The sequence below is a fragment of the Spirosoma endbachense genome (assembly GCF_010233585.1).
Lineage (GTDB): Bacteria > Bacteroidota > Bacteroidia > Cytophagales > Spirosomataceae > Spirosoma > Spirosoma endbachense.
The window spans coordinates 7180385-7196873 of sequence record NZ_CP045997.1 but is presented as its reverse complement, the minus strand read 5'-3'; the positions used below and the strand labels follow the sequence as shown (position 1 = coordinate 7196873).

13 protein-coding genes are annotated in these 16489 nt (G+C 47.1%); 8 read left to right on the top strand and 5 right to left on the bottom strand.

Translation table 11 applies throughout. The annotated features are described in order from the left end of the window. Nucleotides 1–184 precede the first annotated feature (184 nt). Nucleotides 185–775 (bottom strand): Holliday junction branch migration protein RuvA, encoded by a 591-nt coding sequence (ruvA, locus tag GJR95_RS29290; protein WP_162389234.1) that lies wholly within the window; start codon nt 773–775, stop codon nt 185–187. A gap of 151 nt (nt 776–926) precedes the next feature. Here ruvA and GJR95_RS29285 point away from each other — a divergent pair, with 151 nt between their 5' ends. After that, complete coding sequence (locus GJR95_RS29285) at nt 927–2213, top strand: AAA family ATPase (protein ID WP_162389233.1); 1287 nt, start codon at nt 927–929, stop codon at nt 2211–2213. Then, nucleotides 2210–3022 (top strand): HNH endonuclease family protein, encoded by an 813-nt coding sequence (locus GJR95_RS29280; protein WP_162389232.1) that lies wholly within the window; start codon nt 2210–2212, stop codon nt 3020–3022. Before GJR95_RS29285 ends, GJR95_RS29280 begins: the two co-directional genes overlap by 4 nt. 73 nt (nt 3023–3095) lie before the next feature. Here GJR95_RS29280 and GJR95_RS29275 read toward each other — a convergent pair whose 3' ends face one another. Next, nucleotides 3096–3848: an SDR family NAD(P)-dependent oxidoreductase gene (locus GJR95_RS29275; protein WP_162391906.1), complete on the bottom strand. Its 753-nt coding sequence runs from the start codon at nt 3846–3848 to the stop codon at nt 3096–3098. A 368-nt stretch (nt 3849–4216) separates the two neighbouring features. Here GJR95_RS29275 and GJR95_RS29270 point away from each other — a divergent pair, with 368 nt between their 5' ends. From GJR95_RS29270 to eboE, 3 genes are all read left to right on the top strand, one after another. Then, nucleotides 4217–5203 carry a glycosyltransferase family 2 protein gene (locus GJR95_RS29270; protein WP_162389231.1) on the top strand — a complete coding sequence of 329 codons (987 nt, stop codon included), beginning with the start codon at nt 4217–4219 and terminating at the stop codon, nt 5201–5203. Between the two features lie 560 nt (nt 5204–5763). Further along, on the top strand, nt 5764–6927 hold the full coding sequence (locus GJR95_RS29265) for a 3-dehydroquinate synthase (RefSeq protein WP_162389230.1): 1164 nt from the start codon (nt 5764–5766) through the stop codon (nt 6925–6927). Further along, nucleotides 6924–8165, top strand: a complete 1242-nt coding sequence (gene eboE / locus GJR95_RS29260; RefSeq protein WP_162389229.1) for a metabolite traffic protein EboE — start codon at nt 6924–6926, stop codon at nt 8163–8165. The genes GJR95_RS29265 and eboE overlap by 4 nt, the downstream gene beginning before the upstream one ends. A 185-nt stretch (nt 8166–8350) precedes the next feature. Here eboE and GJR95_RS29255 read toward each other — a convergent pair whose 3' ends face one another. Next, nucleotides 8351–9232 carry a glycerophosphodiester phosphodiesterase family protein gene (locus tag GJR95_RS29255; RefSeq protein ID WP_174260243.1) on the bottom strand — a complete coding sequence of 294 codons (882 nt, stop codon included), beginning with the start codon at nt 9230–9232 and terminating at the stop codon, nt 8351–8353. Continuing rightward, on the bottom strand, nt 9232–12435 hold the full coding sequence (locus tag GJR95_RS29250; RefSeq protein WP_162389228.1) for a TonB-dependent receptor: 3204 nt from the start codon (nt 12433–12435) through the stop codon (nt 9232–9234). Before GJR95_RS29250 ends, GJR95_RS29255 begins: the two co-directional genes overlap by 1 nt. A 268-nt stretch (nt 12436–12703) precedes the next feature. On the opposite strand from GJR95_RS29250, the gene GJR95_RS29245 reads away from it, so the two are divergent. From GJR95_RS29245 to GJR95_RS29235, 3 genes are all read left to right on the top strand, one after another. After that, nucleotides 12704–14092, top strand: a complete 1389-nt coding sequence (locus tag GJR95_RS29245) for an alkaline phosphatase family protein (RefSeq protein ID WP_162389227.1) — start codon at nt 12704–12706, stop codon at nt 14090–14092. A gap of 40 nt (nt 14093–14132) precedes the next feature. Continuing rightward, nucleotides 14133–14690 (top strand): hypothetical protein, encoded by a 558-nt coding sequence (locus tag GJR95_RS29240; protein WP_162389226.1) that lies wholly within the window; start codon nt 14133–14135, stop codon nt 14688–14690. A gap of 172 nt (nt 14691–14862) precedes the next feature. Continuing rightward, on the top strand, nt 14863–15297 hold the full coding sequence (locus tag GJR95_RS29235) for a hypothetical protein (protein ID WP_232540894.1): 435 nt from the start codon (nt 14863–14865) through the stop codon (nt 15295–15297). Nucleotides 15298–15928: 631 nt separating this feature from the next. Here the strand turns inward: GJR95_RS29235 and GJR95_RS29230 are convergent. Then, complete coding sequence (locus tag GJR95_RS29230) at nt 15929–16333, bottom strand: hypothetical protein (RefSeq protein ID WP_162389224.1); 405 nt, start codon at nt 16331–16333, stop codon at nt 15929–15931. Nucleotides 16334–16489 lie beyond the last annotated feature (156 nt).

Genomic DNA, 16489 nt, shown 5'->3' with positions numbered 1-16489 from the left:
GGCGAATTTCATCGGATTTTAATTCAGATGTTTCCTTAGTTTCGATATAGTGTTTACTAAAGAGCCTGTGAAAGGTGTAACCACTTCGATAGTAAGGGTCATAATTAAGCCCAAAAAGTCAGTTAAATTGCTGGCTGGCAAGGAGAAGATACAGCCTGACCTATTGCGGTAAGCCAGCAAAAGTCTACCGCAATGCTCGCCGGATAACATCCTCTACGCTCAGATTTGGGTCGGCTTTCAGGGCATCGTCTACACTCTTCTCGGCTGTTGGTTTCGGAAAGCCCAGTGCGACCAAGGCCGCCAGGGCTTCCTCGCGAACAGGGTTGCCTGCTGGTTGCTGACGATATGTCGGACCGTCGGGAACAACGCCCGATTTTTTCATTTTATCGCGTAGCTCGAGAATGATGCGCTGGGCCGTTTTGGCACCAATACCTTTGATGGCCTGTACCGCCCGAACGTTCTCTCCCAGAATGGCCAGCCGCAGGTCGGCTGGTTGCATCGCCGATAGCATACCCAGCGCTGTGTTCGGACCAACGCCCGAAACGCCAATCAGATCCAGAAACAGTGCTTTTTCGTCGGCGATGGCAAATCCGTATAGTATCTGGGCGTCTTCGCGGAAAAGGTGGTGCGTAAATAATTTAACGCGTTCGCCACCGCCGGGCAGTGTCGAATAAGTTTGGAGGGAGATATGGACTGCGTATCCTACACCATGTACATCGATAATGACGTACGTCGTTTCTTTGTAGGTCAGCACTCCGTCTAAGTAAGCAATCATTCAGACGTTAAAAAGGCTTGTAATCGAAGCTAATACAATTGAGTAAATATACGAAAAAAGTGCGACTTTTGATAGGAATGGATCGGAGAAAAGCTGGGTGTGGGTTACCGAAACCGGCCTGATATATTAGCTCTTACTGTTTTATCGAAATATGGCTACTGAAAATCCTCGCGTTTGGTTCAAGAGTATCTCACTGGAAAATGTTCGTTCATTTGGCACGAAGCAGAAGATCAACTTTACCGATAAAGCCGGTAATGTCGCCCGCTGGAATGTGATTTTGGGTGATAATGGAACGGGAAAGACGACGGTGTTGAAGGGATTGGTAATACTGGCTCAAAACCAGCAAACTGTCCTTGAAACGGGCGTTGATTTTACGGAATTGTGGCGTTTTAATGAAGAATCTATAGGGGTAAAAATAGACGGAGTACTTTCTAAAAAGAACGAAGATATCCAAACCGGATTCATCGTCAACAGTGGTATGAAGTGGGGGAATGGCGTAAAATATGATACAGGATCTACTTTTAGATTTACGCGCAAGTATGAGATAGAAATGGATATTTTCGCTTATAACGCTGCTCGTAGAATAAGTTCGTCGGCTATAACCGAGAAGAAACCGAATTATATAACGAATTTTTTTTCTGAGAATAACGATCTCATCAATGCGGAAGAATGGCTAGTTCAGGCAGACTATATTTCTCTTAAAGAACCTAAATTTAAACATCGTTTTGACACTGTACTTAATGTTTTAAAGGAGTTGTTTAGTCAGGAGGCTTCGGATATTTATATAAGCACCGAAACCGGTACGCCCAAGGTCTTCTTTAAAACTAACTACGGAGATGTCCGCCTTCATGAGCTAAGTCTAGGTTATAAAACCCTCATTGCCTGGATGGTTGATTTTGCCAAAGGCTTGCTTGACCGGTATCCGGATAGTGAAAATCCACTTGCCGAACCGGCTGTTTGTTTAGTGGATGAAATCGATCTGCACCTGCACCCGAAGTTTCAGCGAAACATCATCAAGTTTTTGACCGAGACGTTTCCCAATACGCAGTTTATCGTTACGGCCCATAGCCCCTTGATTGTCGTAGCTGCTGAAGAACAGCCACAAGACACGAATATCATTCTGCTCAAACGCGAAGGCGATCAAACAGTAGTTGTCAACGATTCTGTGGATGTCAGTAAATGGAGTGTTGACCAGATTTTGAATAGTGATCTGTTTGGTCATGTATCAAGTCGGTCGGAACCACTAACTGAGCTGCGAACGGAGCGCGACACACTGCTGTCGAAACAGGCACTGACGGCAACACAAAAAGCCCGGTTAGACGAATTAGACACAAGAATTGGCTTTGTTCCGGTTGGGCGTGATCAGGCTGAAATACAGGCAGAAACAATTATTCAGCAATTAGCCGACATCTTGCGTAGTAAGCAGCAGAGCCAATGATTCAAGTCGCTAAATCCGATACTATTCCGGCTGTACTGATCGATAAAGGTATTCCAGAAAAAACAGAGAACTGCCGATTATACGATGCTAGCCCAAACGATTACAACAGCGGAGCGTCTACGTTTACGATTTTATCGTCTATTTATGGTCATGAGTCTGTAAAGCAAAAACTCATTGACGATCAGCATGGAAAATGCTGCTTTTGTGAAGCTGATTTTACGGCTAATGGTTACGGCGATGTTGAGCATTTTCGACCAAAGGCAGGCTTTACAAAAACACGCAGTGGCAAGCTTATTCGTCCGGGTTATTATTGGCTGGCTTATGAGTGGACTAATCTGTTCTTTTCATGTCAGATTTGCAACCAGCGGTTTAAGAAAAACTATTTTCCACTCGAAGACGAAGCGAATCGAGCTCAAAACCACACGTTCGATTATAAGAGCGAATCCTCAACACTTCTACACCCTTCGGTAGATAACCCCGAAAATCACATAACATTCAATCGTCATGTTCCCGTAGGGCAAAGCAATCGCGGAAAATTATCCATCGCAGGATTTGGGATAGATCGCAGTGAATTGAATAGAATACGGGAAGCTTATTTGCAAAACGTAAGAAATAATATCTTTTTGGCTGGGTTTGACCCGGTAGTAATGACCGCAAACGAGCGTTTACTATTATCACAGCAAAGTGGACAGCCCTGGGAAGTTATAGAAAGCCTTATCCAGATCGCCAAACTATTTAAGGCTAAAGCTGCTAAGGACACCCAGCCATTTGCCGCTATGGTGCGAGCCAATTTTCCCGATCTCATTTGATTAACCTGAGCCAGTAACAAATCGGGTTCTGTTTCGAGTTTCATCACGGATAGCGAAACAAAACCCAATCGGTTTACTTTCGGTAGATGGTTGTAGCTGCGGCCTGTGCACCAGCCAGAATGGTCATGTCGGCAATGGTAACGTTGGCGGGTGCCGTTACAGCATAGACAATAGCGTCGGCAATATCGTCGGGCGTGAGGGGAGCAAAGCCTTCGTAAACCTTGGATGCCCGTTCGCTATCGCCTTTGAAGCGGACGACTGAAAACTCGGTTTCTACAGCGCCGGGGGCAATATTAGTAACCTTGATTCCATGCTGAATCAAGTCTAATCGCATACCGGTACTGATGGCTTCAACAGCAGCTTTACTGGCACAATAAACAGCTCCGTTCGCATACGTTTCTTTGCCCGCAACCGAGCTGATATTGACAATATGGCCCCGTTTCCGTTCGACCATACCCGGCATTACGGCTTTCGAGACATAGAGCAGTCCCTGCACATTGCCGTCGATCATCTGGTCCCAGTCGGCAGGGTCGCCGTCCTGAATCGGTGACATACCGTGTGCATTGCCAGCACTATTAATCAAAATGTCGATGGCTTTCCACTCGTCGGGTAAGGTGCGGATAGCGTGCTCAACTTCGTCCCAGGTGCGTACATCGAAATTCAGGGTCACGACAGCCGTTTGTGCGCCGAGGTATTCCTGCAATTCGTCCAGACGTTCCTGACGACGTCCACACAGAATAAGGCGATAGTCGAGATCCGCAAAAGCTTCGGCAGTGGCGCGGCCAATACCCGAGGTAGCGCCGGTGATGAGTGCAATCATAGAAATCAGGTTGTGTAGGTATCTTACAAAACTAATAGAATCCTTGCTGATCAGTTACTCCGTAAACCTATAGACGATAAAATAAGGGTTATTGTTATGAATAAACGGAATTGTAAGCGTACATCGGCGCGGAATTTGCTACAAGCTAAATAAGCTGACGTTTGTGTTCTGTTTGTAGAGGAAATGTCACTGAATATTGAATTTGAGGCACCTATTATAACCGCTTAATCAGTTCGGCGAAATAGGGCAAACGTCTTTATCCGTATATTCGTTATGCGCTGAAAACCAGCTATTCACATTTATTTAGTTACACAATTCGTGCTAGTGTAAGCGGGTCGAAATCATGTAACCAAATAACATAAATAACCTTAACTATGATACCCGACTTTTCGGTAGTGATACCAACGTATCAGCAACCGGCTCTGCTTCTAAAATGCCTCGATGCACTGGGTAAGCAACGGCTTTCCCGCGATCAGTATGAGATCATTGTTGTCGACGATGGAAACTCGCCCGAAACGGCAGCAGCTGTCGCTCTTTTTACGAAGCAGATCGCCAAGTCGGGTGGGTCACTTGAGGTTCGTTATTTGGGGCAACCCCAGTCGCGGGGTCCCGCAGCCGCCCGAAATCGGGGATGGCGAGCCGCGCGAGGGCGTGTTGTTGCCTTCACTGATGAGGATTGTCTACCCAGTGCTGAATGGCTTTCTTCAGCACTGACGGGTTTTCAGCGGGGGGCACAGGTCATGACGGGCCAGTTACGGTTGACGTTGCCGGATACGACTACACAGTATAATCCCAGAACGCCCTATCTGGAAATGAGTGAGTTTATTTCAGCCAACTGTTTTTGTCGAAAATCGGCGCTTGAGCGCGTAGGCGGCTTTGAAGAAGCATTTGATTTTGCCTGGCGTGAAGACAATGACCTCCAGTTTAAGTTCATTCAGTCGGGCATACCGATCAGCAAATGCCCGGAAGCGGTTGTTATTCACCCCATGCGCGAAACGCCCTGGTATGCTTCGTTAACGAATGAGCGAAAGAATCGGTACGATGCACTATTATATAAACGACATCCGGAGTTGTTCCGGCAGCGTATTGAAACTGACCGGAGCCTGATTCTTGAGTATTATGCGTCTGTATTGGGGATGACCGTTGGTGTTATTGGCGCTTTGTCGGGTAGTGTGATTACGTCAACCGTTGGCTTTGGGGTTTGGGGTATATTATCGGCTAGTATGATCTGGCGCGATTTGCCTGATGACGTAACTGGGGCTAACCTGAAACAAACGGTATTAACAACACTGGCTACGCCGTTCCTGTCGGTCTATTGGCGACTGTATGGAGCTGTAAAATATAAAGTCATGTACTGGTAATCGACGCGTTTTAACAACGCACAAACGGGTATTGCGCAGAGGTCAGGTTTATTGGCGTGAGGTCAGGTTGAAGAACCTGACCTCTGCGGTTTCTCAAAACCACATTTGGCATGAACGACGAGGTTTTGAGAATCAAAACTGCAAACTGGCCTCCCAAGTCGGTTTTAAGAAGCCGACACCACATCACAAGAAATCGATACCACGTCACCACATCGACTTATTTCCGGCAGTCTCTCCAGGAAGTCAGTCGAATCTGGATCAAACTACTTGCGGAACAGGTAACCTTTTTTCAGGCCATAAAGCCTCCTCGAAAAGGCGAACCGACTAAGTAAGGCTGGTTGAAACACGGCAACGATAGTAAAATCTAACTATCCTACGGATTACCTCTAAGCTGGAATTTATAGCTGAGAGCCGTTTAATAAACGGTTTCGGAAACACCATGGGCAACTGCCAACTGAGTTTCGAAGACAATTGAACGAGAGGTAATGGACTTTTTTGAGCAATACTGTTGTTTATTGGGTAATTTTGAGTTTTTCCAGACAGGGTGAATTTATAATGAGATGAGCCATTTGCAGCAGTCCTTCACGGTTCGATTCGCGTACAACGTTTTCTTTACCGAAAAACTTTTCAGCACAACCAATTCATTACTTGCCGATTTTCTTACTCAACAGGCCAACGAAACGCGAAAAAAGATTCTGTTCGTGATTGATTCGGGTGTTACGGCTACACATCCTAACCTGTTATCCGACATTAAAACGTATTTTAAACAGCATACCGACGTTGTTGAACCTGTAACTGATCTGCTCGTAATTCCGGGTGGTGAAGTAGCGAAAAACGACCCCGCTCTGGTTGAACAGATCGTCGATGCTGTCGATCGTTACGGTATTGACCGGCATTCGTATGTGGTGGCCATTGGGGGCGGATCGGTTCTCGATATGGTAGGCTATGCCGCGGCCATATCGCACCGGGGTATTCGCCATATTCGCATTCCGACAACGGTTCTGTCGCAGAACGATTCAGGAGTTGGTGTAAAAAACAGCGTCAATTATCGGGGTAAAAAAAATTTCCTCGGCACGTTTGTACCGCCCGTAGCCGTTTTCAACGATAGCCAATTTCTGACGACACTCGACGATCGCGACTGGCGTGCGGGTATCTCCGAAGCAATTAAAGTAGCCCTCATTAAAGACACTTCGTTTTTTGACTGGATTGAAGCCAATGCCGAAGCCCTTGCCGCACGGGAAATGGCACCGATGGACTATTTAATCCATCGATGTGCCGAGATGCACCTGCAGCATATTGCCGGTGGTGATCCATTCGAGATGGGGTCATCGCGGCCGCTGGACTTTGGTCACTGGAGCGCGCACAAACTGGAGCAATTGACTAATTTTGAGTTACGACATGGCGAAGCGGTGGCCATTGGCATTGCGCTCGATAGCCTTTACTCGCAGCAGCTCGGCTGGCTCACAGATGCGGACACCGCCCGAATTCTGAAAACGTTGCGGACACTGGGCTTTTCGCTCTACCAGCCAATGCTCGACGCCGACAACAGTGCCGGTGTCCTGAAAGGGCTTGCCGAATTCCGGGAGCATCTTGGTGGTCGACTTACCATCATGTTGTTGCAGAGAATCGGAAAAGGTGTTGAAGTCCACGAGATTGACGCCGAAAGAGTTCGCCAGTCCATCGCTATCCTGAAAGAGCAGGAGCAATATGTTCAGCTAGCATGAAAACACCGCTTGGGCACCTCGGTTACTGCACAAACATCCATCCGGGTGAAACGTGGACCGACCACTTTGCCGCTCTACAGCAGGCGATTCCAGAACTGAAAAAACGATTGTCGCCCGATGCACCCTTTGGTATTGGTCTGCGCCTATCCAATATAGCCAGTGAAGAACTGGAGATTCCTGAAAATCTAGTGGCGTTTCAACACTGGCTGGCCAGCAACGACTGCTACGTTTTTACGATGAACGGGTTTCCGTTCGGCGGTTTTCATGATACAGTCGTTAAAGACCAGGTCCATGCGCCCGACTGGACTACCGAAGCGCGGGTTGAGTATACCAAACGACTATTCCGGATTCTGTCGGTACTATTGCCCATCGATGAACTGGGCAATGCCATTCAGGGTGGCGTTTCGACATCGCCTCTGTCGTATCGGCACTGGTTTGAATGGGAGCAACCAGCCGCCCGTGATTATATTTTCTCGCAAACGACCCAGAACGTACTCGAAGTTGTCGCGGAATTAATTCAACTACGAAAGCAAACGGATCGGTTAATGCATCTTGATCTGGAGCCTGAACCCGATGGCGTTATTGAAACCGCTGACGAGTTTATCGCCTGGTTCACCGATTATTTGCTGCCAATGGGGATTGAACAACTGACCGGGCAGTTTGGCCTGACCGACGACGAAGCCGAAGCCCGCATTTGCGAACACGTACGTCTGTGCTATGACGTTTGCCACTTTGCCGTTGGCTACGAACGTCCGGCCGATGTACTGGATAAATTAAAAGAATACGGCCTTCGTGTTGGCAAAATCCAGATCAGTGCAGCGTTAAAAGCGGAATTCCCCGAAGCGCCTGAAGCTCGCGAGGCTGTGCGAAAGGCATTCGAGGAATTTAACGAACCAACCTATCTGCATCAGGTTGTGGCCCGAAGCGGATTCGGACATTCCAGTTCGGGAGCGTTACTACGATTCCGGGATTTGCCGGATGCCCTGGCAGCCCTCAGCGATGATCATGCTGAGTGGCGGGCGCACTTTCATGTACCGCTTTTTGTCAATAATTATGGCGTTCTGCAATCGACGCAGGATGACATTCTGGAGGTATTGAAACTACAGGCCGAACGGCGATTTACGAATCAGCTTGAGGTCGAAACCTATACGTGGGGTGTATTGCCCGATGAGCTGAAAAAAGAGCTGGTTGACTCGATCGAGCGAGAGATTCAGTGGGTTGTTGAGAATACGAAATGAAGTTCGGTTAACGGATGTCTCTGATCTAAAACAAACCTGAAAACAGGACTTTCGCAAAAAGCCGTGCCACGGTTACCTATCGGGGTAAATCAAACCGTGGCACGGCTTTTTGCGAAAGTCCTGGTACAAAAAAACTCAGCCAACTGGTCGGCTGAGTTTTTTTGTAAGGCTATGTGGCAATAAAATCAGAACAGATTCGGATAATCGGAAATGATCCCATCTACGCCGAGCTTGGCAAGGCTCTCGATCTCGGCTTTTGTATTCACCGTCCAGGGAATAATCACCATTTTCTGCTCATGACAGGCTTTGACGGTTTCACCCGTTACCGTTTTGTAATACGGGCTATAAGCGTATGGAATGAAGCCTAATACAGCCATATTATCCGCCAGTGATTTTGTGTTTGCCGTCAGATAAGACAGGTTAATCGCTGGATATTGCTTGTGAATCAGCTGCAAAGGCCGAACATCAAAAGACTGTATGGTTAACCGTTTGCCTAGGTTCCAGCTTTTGCAGACGCCGAGAACAAGATCGACAAACTCCTGCGGGGCAGGATGGTACACACCATCGGTGGCTGGCATTGATTTAATCTCGATGTTGAACATGGGCAGGGGCAATCCCTTTGCTTTCGCATACGCATCGACCGAGTCGATCAACACAGAAAGCAGCGGTTTATAAACCGCCAGCTTCTGTTGCTGACTAAATTCAGGATGCGGTTTACTGCCAACATCAAATTTCTTGATCTCAGCATAGGTTAGCTGGTATAAATTAATCGTCTTCTCTTCAGCAGCGGTAACCGGCGTTCCATCTGGTTTTAGCGCAATATGCGAAGACATGTAGGTGTCGTGCGATACCACGACCTGCTTGTCTTTTGAGATGACAGCATCCAGTTCCAGCGTCTGAACGCCCAGGTCAAGCGCTTTTTTCATCGCTGGAATTGTGTTCTCCGGCATCAACCCCCGGCATCCCCGATGGCCCTGCCGATCAAAGTTGCCCTGAGCTACCAGAATCTGGGAGCACAGGAGCAGACTGAAGAGCCCAATCGCTTTGATAACCACTATTTTTGCCATTAGAAGCTGTAGCGTAAGCCAATCTGAAGTTGGAATGGATCACCCGATGGCGTAGGAACACCCGCTGTGTTGACCCGATAGACAAACTGTTTGTTGACGCTGTCAAATCCGGCAACAGCGGGTGTTGTAGAGGTTGCCGGAATACCTAATGCATAGAGGGCCTGGCTTCCCAACGACTGGTTTACACCCCAGGCTTTCTTGAGCAGGTTGGTGAAATTGAAGATATCGACCGACAAATCGAAGCTGTGGGTTTTGTATAACCGGAACCGTTTACTAGCCCTGACGTCAAATATGCCATAGAAGCTATTGATACCACCGTTTCGTTGCGCTATTTTTCCGGAATACTGATTGATATAATCTTTTATGCTCTGACTTGCATTCGGATTGTCCATAAGAGCCTGTAATCCGGTCTTTATGTTCGTTGGAACACTCTCGTTATTCTTGTCGAAAATAAAGGCGAGATCGTTGTTACCGGCAACGAAGTCGGCATTGCTGTTGGCTCCTGACAGGAGTGAGTATCGGGTTCCACCAATACCCGAATACCGAACGCCGACCGTGATGCCATAGAACGAAGGAAACGTTCCGTAAACGACTACTTTATGCCGGAATTGGTTGTCGGAATACGTGATCTGGCTCAGGTTCCGCGGATCATCCTTCACCGGCAACGACAGGGTAGCCGTATTGGCTACGTTCCCGTTAAACGACGTATTGTCTTTGGTGTCGTTCCAGGTATAGCTGGCCGAAATTTCACCATCCTTGAGGTACTGATAAGTGGCATCGACAACAACGGCAAACTGATTGACCTTTCCCTGGCTGTTCAACTCCAGTACACGGCCTAATTTCTGACTGACGCGGCCCTGTAACCAGTCACCGGCGCCGTTGGCAGGCATACTACTGAGTGGTACATAGACCCCACGATTATCTTCGTTGGCTAACCGGAAATAGGGATCAGTTGCCATGTTCCGATCGACGTACATGTAGTTATGACGACCCAGGGTTGCAAAACCAGCAATACCAACTTTTAACTTATCGGTTAAGTAGCGGCTATAAGACAGGTTTGCCTTGTAGAGGACCGGCACCCGTGCATCCGGGCCATTCATATTGATAGTTGGCAATTGAAAAGCCGCCAGACTGGGGATGCTGCTGTAATTCTGGCGGTAGGCCAGAAAATCGGGTGTTGGAAGATTCGGGCCCCGCACATCGACCGTGGCCAGGTGTTTCCCGTCAAACGTGAGGTTATTAATCAACACATAGTTGTTGATGTCTGACGCAAAAACACCGGCACCAAAGCGCACAAAGTCGGTATGCTGCTCATTCACATCCCAGGTTAGTTGCAAGCGGGGCTGTACCACAAATGACTTGATTCTGTTATCGGTGCGTAGTTTAAGTTCATCATAAACCAGCTGATTCAGCGGAGAGGTTGGGTAATGAGAGTAGTCAACGCGCAGGCCAGCAGTCATTTCCAGGCCCATCGCTAATTTGGTACTCATTTGACCGTAAATTCCCGCGTTCAGAATATTGCCAACTACGGTCGGGTCATCGACCAGCGGCACTTCCCGGTAATAGCGATAAGGTTGCAGCTTTTCAAATTTATCCAGTGCCGTCAGGCCAGCCGCAGCATCGACTGTATAATGGAAACGCCCATTTACTTCGCTACCATAAAGCGATTTGGCGTGGGTATACATCAGGTCGAGGCCAAACGTGTACTGAACCTTATCGGTGTTGTAGTACAAATTATCGACCAGTTGTAACACATTATTTGTAAAACCCTCCTGAGCAAACCGGTGGCCGCCCATTTGGATATTGGTCGATTTTGTGGAGCCGTCAATGGTCGACGTCACGTTTTCTACAATAGCCCTTGGAATATTGGCCGCCGGTAACTGATCGCCAGGGCTACTTTTCTGGTAGGTATACAGGTGTTGAACCTTTAACTCATTGGTGAGCCGGGGACTGATGGATGTACGCAAACTGGCGAGTAAGCTATTGTCCATGTTGTAATCATTTCCGTACGACTCATAGATATTGATCGCTGTATTGTCCTGCAGGCCCAGCTTATTGCGATCGCTGGTGAAGTTATTCCGAACCGTCAGCAGATTTCGGTCATTGATCTGCCAGTCGATACGGGCAAATGCAGCATCAGAACCCCGTTTCTTGTCGAACGTGCCATACTGAGGAGTGTTGGCAACACCATATTTACTGCGGGCTATATCAACGAATTTATCAAGAGTAGCTTTCGTAATATTAAACCGGCTTTCGTCGGCAGGCGATTGTACATCCGCAATAATCAGCGGTCGTGAATCCTGCTGGTGATCCCATACAACGAAAAAGTGCAGTTTGTCTTTGATGATCGGGCCACCCAGCGAAAATCCGTACTGATTTGTGGCAAATTTATTGACCCGATTATTACCCCGGATGTCATAAGGACTCGCTAACCAGTCGGCACGCGTGTAATTAAAGGCGCTACCACTTAGTTTGTTGGTACCAGCCTTGGTTACCGCACTCACAGTTCCACCCCCGCTACGGCCGTAGGTGACGTCATACTGGTTGGTTACGACTTTAAACTCACGAACAGCTTCGATAGAAATCGAATAAGGAGCCCCGCTTCGGCTGGTCGTCGAACCCGCCGAGGTTGGGTTTTTGGCATTCATACCGTCGATCGTATAGTTGGTCGATGAACCGAGCTGGCCTGAAATATTTCCCCCTCTGCTTAAAGGTGAGAGATCCATCAAGTTCGTGAAATTACGGCCATTGACCGGAAGAGCGGCAATCGACTTGGCCGAAATAGCCGTAGCGGCTCCCAGGTTTTCTGTTTTGTTCTTAAGCCCCGAAGCAACAACCTGTACCACCTCAAGCGTTTGGTTGTCTTCCTGCATGGCCAGGTTTACCCGAACGGCATCACCCTGGTTAAGTGCATAGCCGGTTCGCTTTTGCTGACCGTAGCCGACAAACGTAGCGAGTATGGTATAGGGCCCGCCCAAAGGAAGCTCTTTAAACGAGTATTCCCCCTTGGCATTGGTTACCGTTCCCGTCGTAAAGCCGGTCGATTCGTTGCGAACCTGTACGGTAGCGCCGGGAAGCGCCGAGTTCTGCTTTTCGGAGATAATACCCGAAATAGACGCCTGAGTAGTTTGTGCTAGTGTTTTGCCGATGAGGAAACAACTCAAAAGTAGGAGTAAAGCACTAGAAAGTAGGTATTTTTTCATTTAACAACAGAAGTATTTTCTGTTGCAAAGTGAGTGCAACTCTTTTAATTTAATTTTAATATCCTTTTACTTAATTGTTACTATTTCATAAGCCTCATCGTCATTTTTTTAACATTGACCCTGCCATATTGTTACCAATGGAGTAGAATATACGTTCTGTATTGTTATGCAGAAACAGTGATAAATCTGCCTTTAAAATCGACTGGAATCCTCGATTTAACGAAAGAACCGATAATTTTACAGTTGATTCTTCACTTTTCAGTAAGCCATGCAAAAGACCGTAGTACTCGACGTTGTGGGTTTGTCTTATTCGCTGATTGGCGAACACACACCCTTTCTGAAACAGTGGTTTGCCAGCAAGCATCAGGCAACAATTGATCCCATGCTCCCGGCGCTGACAACGTCGGTGCAGTCTACGTACGTAACGGGCAAATGGCCAAGTGAAACGGGTATTGTTGGCAACGGTTGGTACGACCGGACCGATTCGGAGGTGAAATTCTGGAAGCAGTCGAATAAACTGGTTGCGGGTGAAAAAATCTGGGAACGGGCGCGAAAAGTTGACCCGACCTTTACCGTTTCGAAAATGTTCTGGTGGTACAACATGTATTCTACCGCCGATTTTTCGGCTACGCCCCGCCCACAATATCCATCCGACGGTCTGAAAATACCCGATTGCTACACGCATCCCGGCGACCTTCGTGATAAACTACAGAAAGAATTAGGTACGTTTCCGTTGTTTCAGTTTTGGGGCCCGGCAACAACCATTAAATGTACGCGCTGGATTGCCGATGCATCCATGCTTGTCGATCAGTGGCACAACCCGACGCTTACCCTGATTTATTTGCCGCATCTGGATTATTGTCTGCAGAAATTTGGGCAGGATTTTGCGAAAATTGCCAATGATCTTCGCGAAATCGATGACGTTTGCCGTGACCTGATTCACTATTATGAGAAGCAGAACGCTGAGGTGATTGTGCTTTCGGAATATGGAATTACCAATGTCAGTAAGCCGATTCACATCAATCGAATTCTACGCGAAGCAGGCATGATTCGTTATCGGGAAGAGCGGGGTCTGGAGATGTTCGATGCCGGAGCGTCGCCCGCCTTTGCTACACCTGATCACCAGATTGCTCATGTCTATATCAATGACCCATCGGTAGTTGGCAAAGTCCGGTCATTGCTGGAAAACACGCCGGGTATCCAGCTGGTATTGGATAAAGAACAGCAAAAGGAATACCATATTGATCACGAACGCTCCGGCGACCTTGTGGTTATGGCTGATGCGGATAGCTGGTTTACCTATTATTACTGGCTCGACGATGCCCGAGCACCCGATTATGCCCGATTGGTAGCCATTCACCAGAAACCGGGTTATGACCCGGTTGAGATGTTTATGGACCAGACAAACCCATTGATAAAACTTAAAGCGGGCTATAAACTGGGCCGTAAATTACTCGGCTTCCGATACCTGATGAACGTTATTTCACTCGATGCGACGCTTATCAAAGGGTCGCATGGACGAGTAGGGACAGCGCGTGAACACCATCCCGTATATGTGAGCAGCCGGAACGTTGGAAATTCATTGGTGGCAACGGATGTATACGATCAGATATGGAATACGATCTCAGCAGGAGTGCTTGAAAAACAGACGAATTAACTTCTTGGTTATTCAGACGAAAGGACGTAATTTAACATCTATGAAAGCCCTCGTCGCTCTTGCCCTGCTCGTCTCCGCCTGTACGTCGAACCGACTGCCGAAGGTGAATGCCCCGGCCGACGGTGCCGAATATTATTTGCCGAGCCAGCCGACTTATGCGCTCCAGTCGCGTATTTTGCCTGACCCTCACGGTGGGCTTGGGCATTCGCAGGACCCGGATATTAAGGTGACGGATATTCGGCTGACGGCAACTTATACGGTCCTGTATCTTACGTATGGTAAGGATAAGAATGACCGTAATTTCAGTTATGTGGGGTCAAGTAGCATTTCATTTAATCCCAAGGCCGTTCTGGCGTCATCAGACGGCAAACGAACGTATGCACTTCTAAAAACTGAAGGCATTCCAACGTCACCACAAACGGCAGAGATAAAGAATGACGAAAAATTGCAATTTATTCTCTATTTCGAGCGATTAGATAAGGGCGTTGAGTCTTTTGATCTGTTTGAATGCAAAAGTGATAATGAAAATTCCTGCTTCAATGTAGCCGGAATGACGATTCAGAACCCAGTCGAATCTGGGGCGCAACTGCCTAAATAATCACTCTTTTAATAGCCCATAGCATACTGACCTTTCGTGATCAGACGTTAGAAGTATATTGCTGTAGTATAGTTAAATGAGTAATATGTCGTTTTTTGCCTCTTTTCAACGTCGTTTACGCGTACCATTTCTTTCCACTTTTTTTGTTGCCTGCTTATTCCTGATAAGCTTAGTGGCACTTGCCCAGGTTACCTTAAAATACCGAATGCTGAATGGGTATTTTCTGAGTAATGATGCACCCGTCAACAAAGGCAAACCTACACTGTTTGTGTTCGAACAGGCCGAAACATTTGAGAAAGTGTTTAAACCGGCAACAACGATGAGCAAGCGCCCTGATGTGCCGAATTTTAACAAAGAAATGGTTGTCGGTATTGCATTACCTGCTACAAATAAACCTCCCAAATTATCGATCAGCCGAGTATTTGTCCAGGATTCGGTAATGACTATTCGGTATATACGAATGGCAGATACTACGCTTAACAAGACTCCGCTATCGTTTACCACCCAACCCATGTTGCTCGTTGCCTTACCAACACAGTCAGTATTGAGTACCCGGCTTATTGAGAATGGAAAAGTGGTTTTGACGCTTAAAAAACAGGATGATTAGCCCCCTCCTGGCTAACGGGCGCTTCTATAAGCGAGGCACGATCGACTGGAAGCGCTTACCCTTCGTTTAAAACTTTATCATTTTCAGCTTGTTATACACTTGTTGAACCTAAACTGTTATATAAGATTCCCGACAACCAGCCCCCTTTATGGGAGTTGGTTGTTTTGTTAACCGGCCTGCTCCAAAGTCGTATTTATTAGTGTTTAATGGAAGCGACGGGATAGTTTTTGGCCTATTGTTCAGAGCTATACTACGGTTACTCCGTCAATTTAATGACCGGGGCGCGGCTCTGAACAATAGGCCAAATTTGTAACTTTTATTTTATAGGAAATAACTGAAGGCTACTGATTAAGTATGGCTAGCTGCTGTCAGCCTGATAAAGCGTTGAGTAATTGGTATTAATCTAAATTAATCGGCCAGTTTGTCGAGAGGTTACTCAACAAAACAGAGATAATGCCCAGAACGCGATTCATTGGCGTATGTTAATTAATGGAGGTATTTGATAAATAGTGAAACAGTTTTTCAATTGCCAGGAGATATAGTACAATTGTCCAAATTGTAGCGGGTGCTATTTACCCCTGTTGGCTTCCGCATTAATATAGGCGTATTGATAGCAACAGCCCGTGTATAATTAAAGCAGTGTTATTGTGCGTGTTATTTTTCGCGGTTTTCTGGTCTTGATCTTGAATTCCCGAACCTCAGCCTCCAGACCATTCGATACTTTAAGCGTGTAATCACCCTCAATCAATTCCATCAGGTTCAGACTAAGCCGGACGGTTGTATCGACTGGAGCCATTGTTTTTTCAAATAACACATTGCCTCTCAGATCAAGAAGGTGAACATAAACCTGGCCGCCCAGCTCCTTATTGACGTTAACCCGCAACTTGGTGCTATCGGCCGATATATACGATGCCATCTGATAGCGGGCCAGTTTAGTAGGGCGGGGACTTTGCGCTGTTGTTTTTTGGATAGGGGCAGCGACCAGGACAAGGCTCATATTGAAAGCGAATACCATGGAACTCATGAATGATTTCATAGTAGTAGAGTGAGAAAAGAGGTTGGGAGCTTGCTTTCTTATAGTGATGCCTTAAAGACGAATCAGCAATACAATAGCTTGGTTTATTGGTTTGAGTGGTTTCTTTTGTCCATGAATGGTAATGACCTGTAGACGATGACCCTCATGGGCAGTAAA

What these genes read in the sequence shown, in the direction of transcription:
- GJR95_RS29240 (WP_162389226.1), top strand. Translation starts at nt 14,133, where the DNA reads ATGAAAGCCCTCGTCGCTCTTGCCCTGCTCGTCTCCGCCTGTACGTCG.
- GJR95_RS29280 (WP_162389232.1), top strand. Translation starts at nt 2,210, where the DNA reads ATGATTCAAGTCGCTAAATCCGATACTATTCCGGCTGTACTGATCGAT.
- GJR95_RS29245 (WP_162389227.1), top strand. Translation starts at nt 12,704, where the DNA reads ATGCAAAAGACCGTAGTACTCGACGTTGTGGGTTTGTCTTATTCGCTG.
- GJR95_RS29250 (WP_162389228.1), bottom strand. Translation starts at nt 12,435, where the DNA reads ATGAAAAAATACCTACTTTCTAGTGCTTTACTCCTACTTTTGAGTTGT.
- GJR95_RS29285 (WP_162389233.1), top strand. Translation starts at nt 927, where the DNA reads ATGGCTACTGAAAATCCTCGCGTTTGGTTCAAGAGTATCTCACTGGAA.
- GJR95_RS29230 (WP_162389224.1), bottom strand. Translation starts at nt 16,333, where the DNA reads ATGAAATCATTCATGAGTTCCATGGTATTCGCTTTCAATATGAGCCTT.
- ruvA (WP_162389234.1), bottom strand. Translation starts at nt 775, where the DNA reads ATGATTGCTTACTTAGACGGAGTGCTGACCTACAAAGAAACGACGTAC.
- GJR95_RS29270 (WP_162389231.1), top strand. Translation starts at nt 4,217, where the DNA reads ATGATACCCGACTTTTCGGTAGTGATACCAACGTATCAGCAACCGGCT.
- GJR95_RS29265 (WP_162389230.1), top strand. Translation starts at nt 5,764, where the DNA reads ATGAGCCATTTGCAGCAGTCCTTCACGGTTCGATTCGCGTACAACGTT.
- GJR95_RS29255 (WP_174260243.1), bottom strand. Translation starts at nt 9,232, where the DNA reads ATGGCAAAAATAGTGGTTATCAAAGCGATTGGGCTCTTCAGTCTGCTC.
- eboE (WP_162389229.1), top strand. Translation starts at nt 6,924, where the DNA reads ATGAAAACACCGCTTGGGCACCTCGGTTACTGCACAAACATCCATCCG.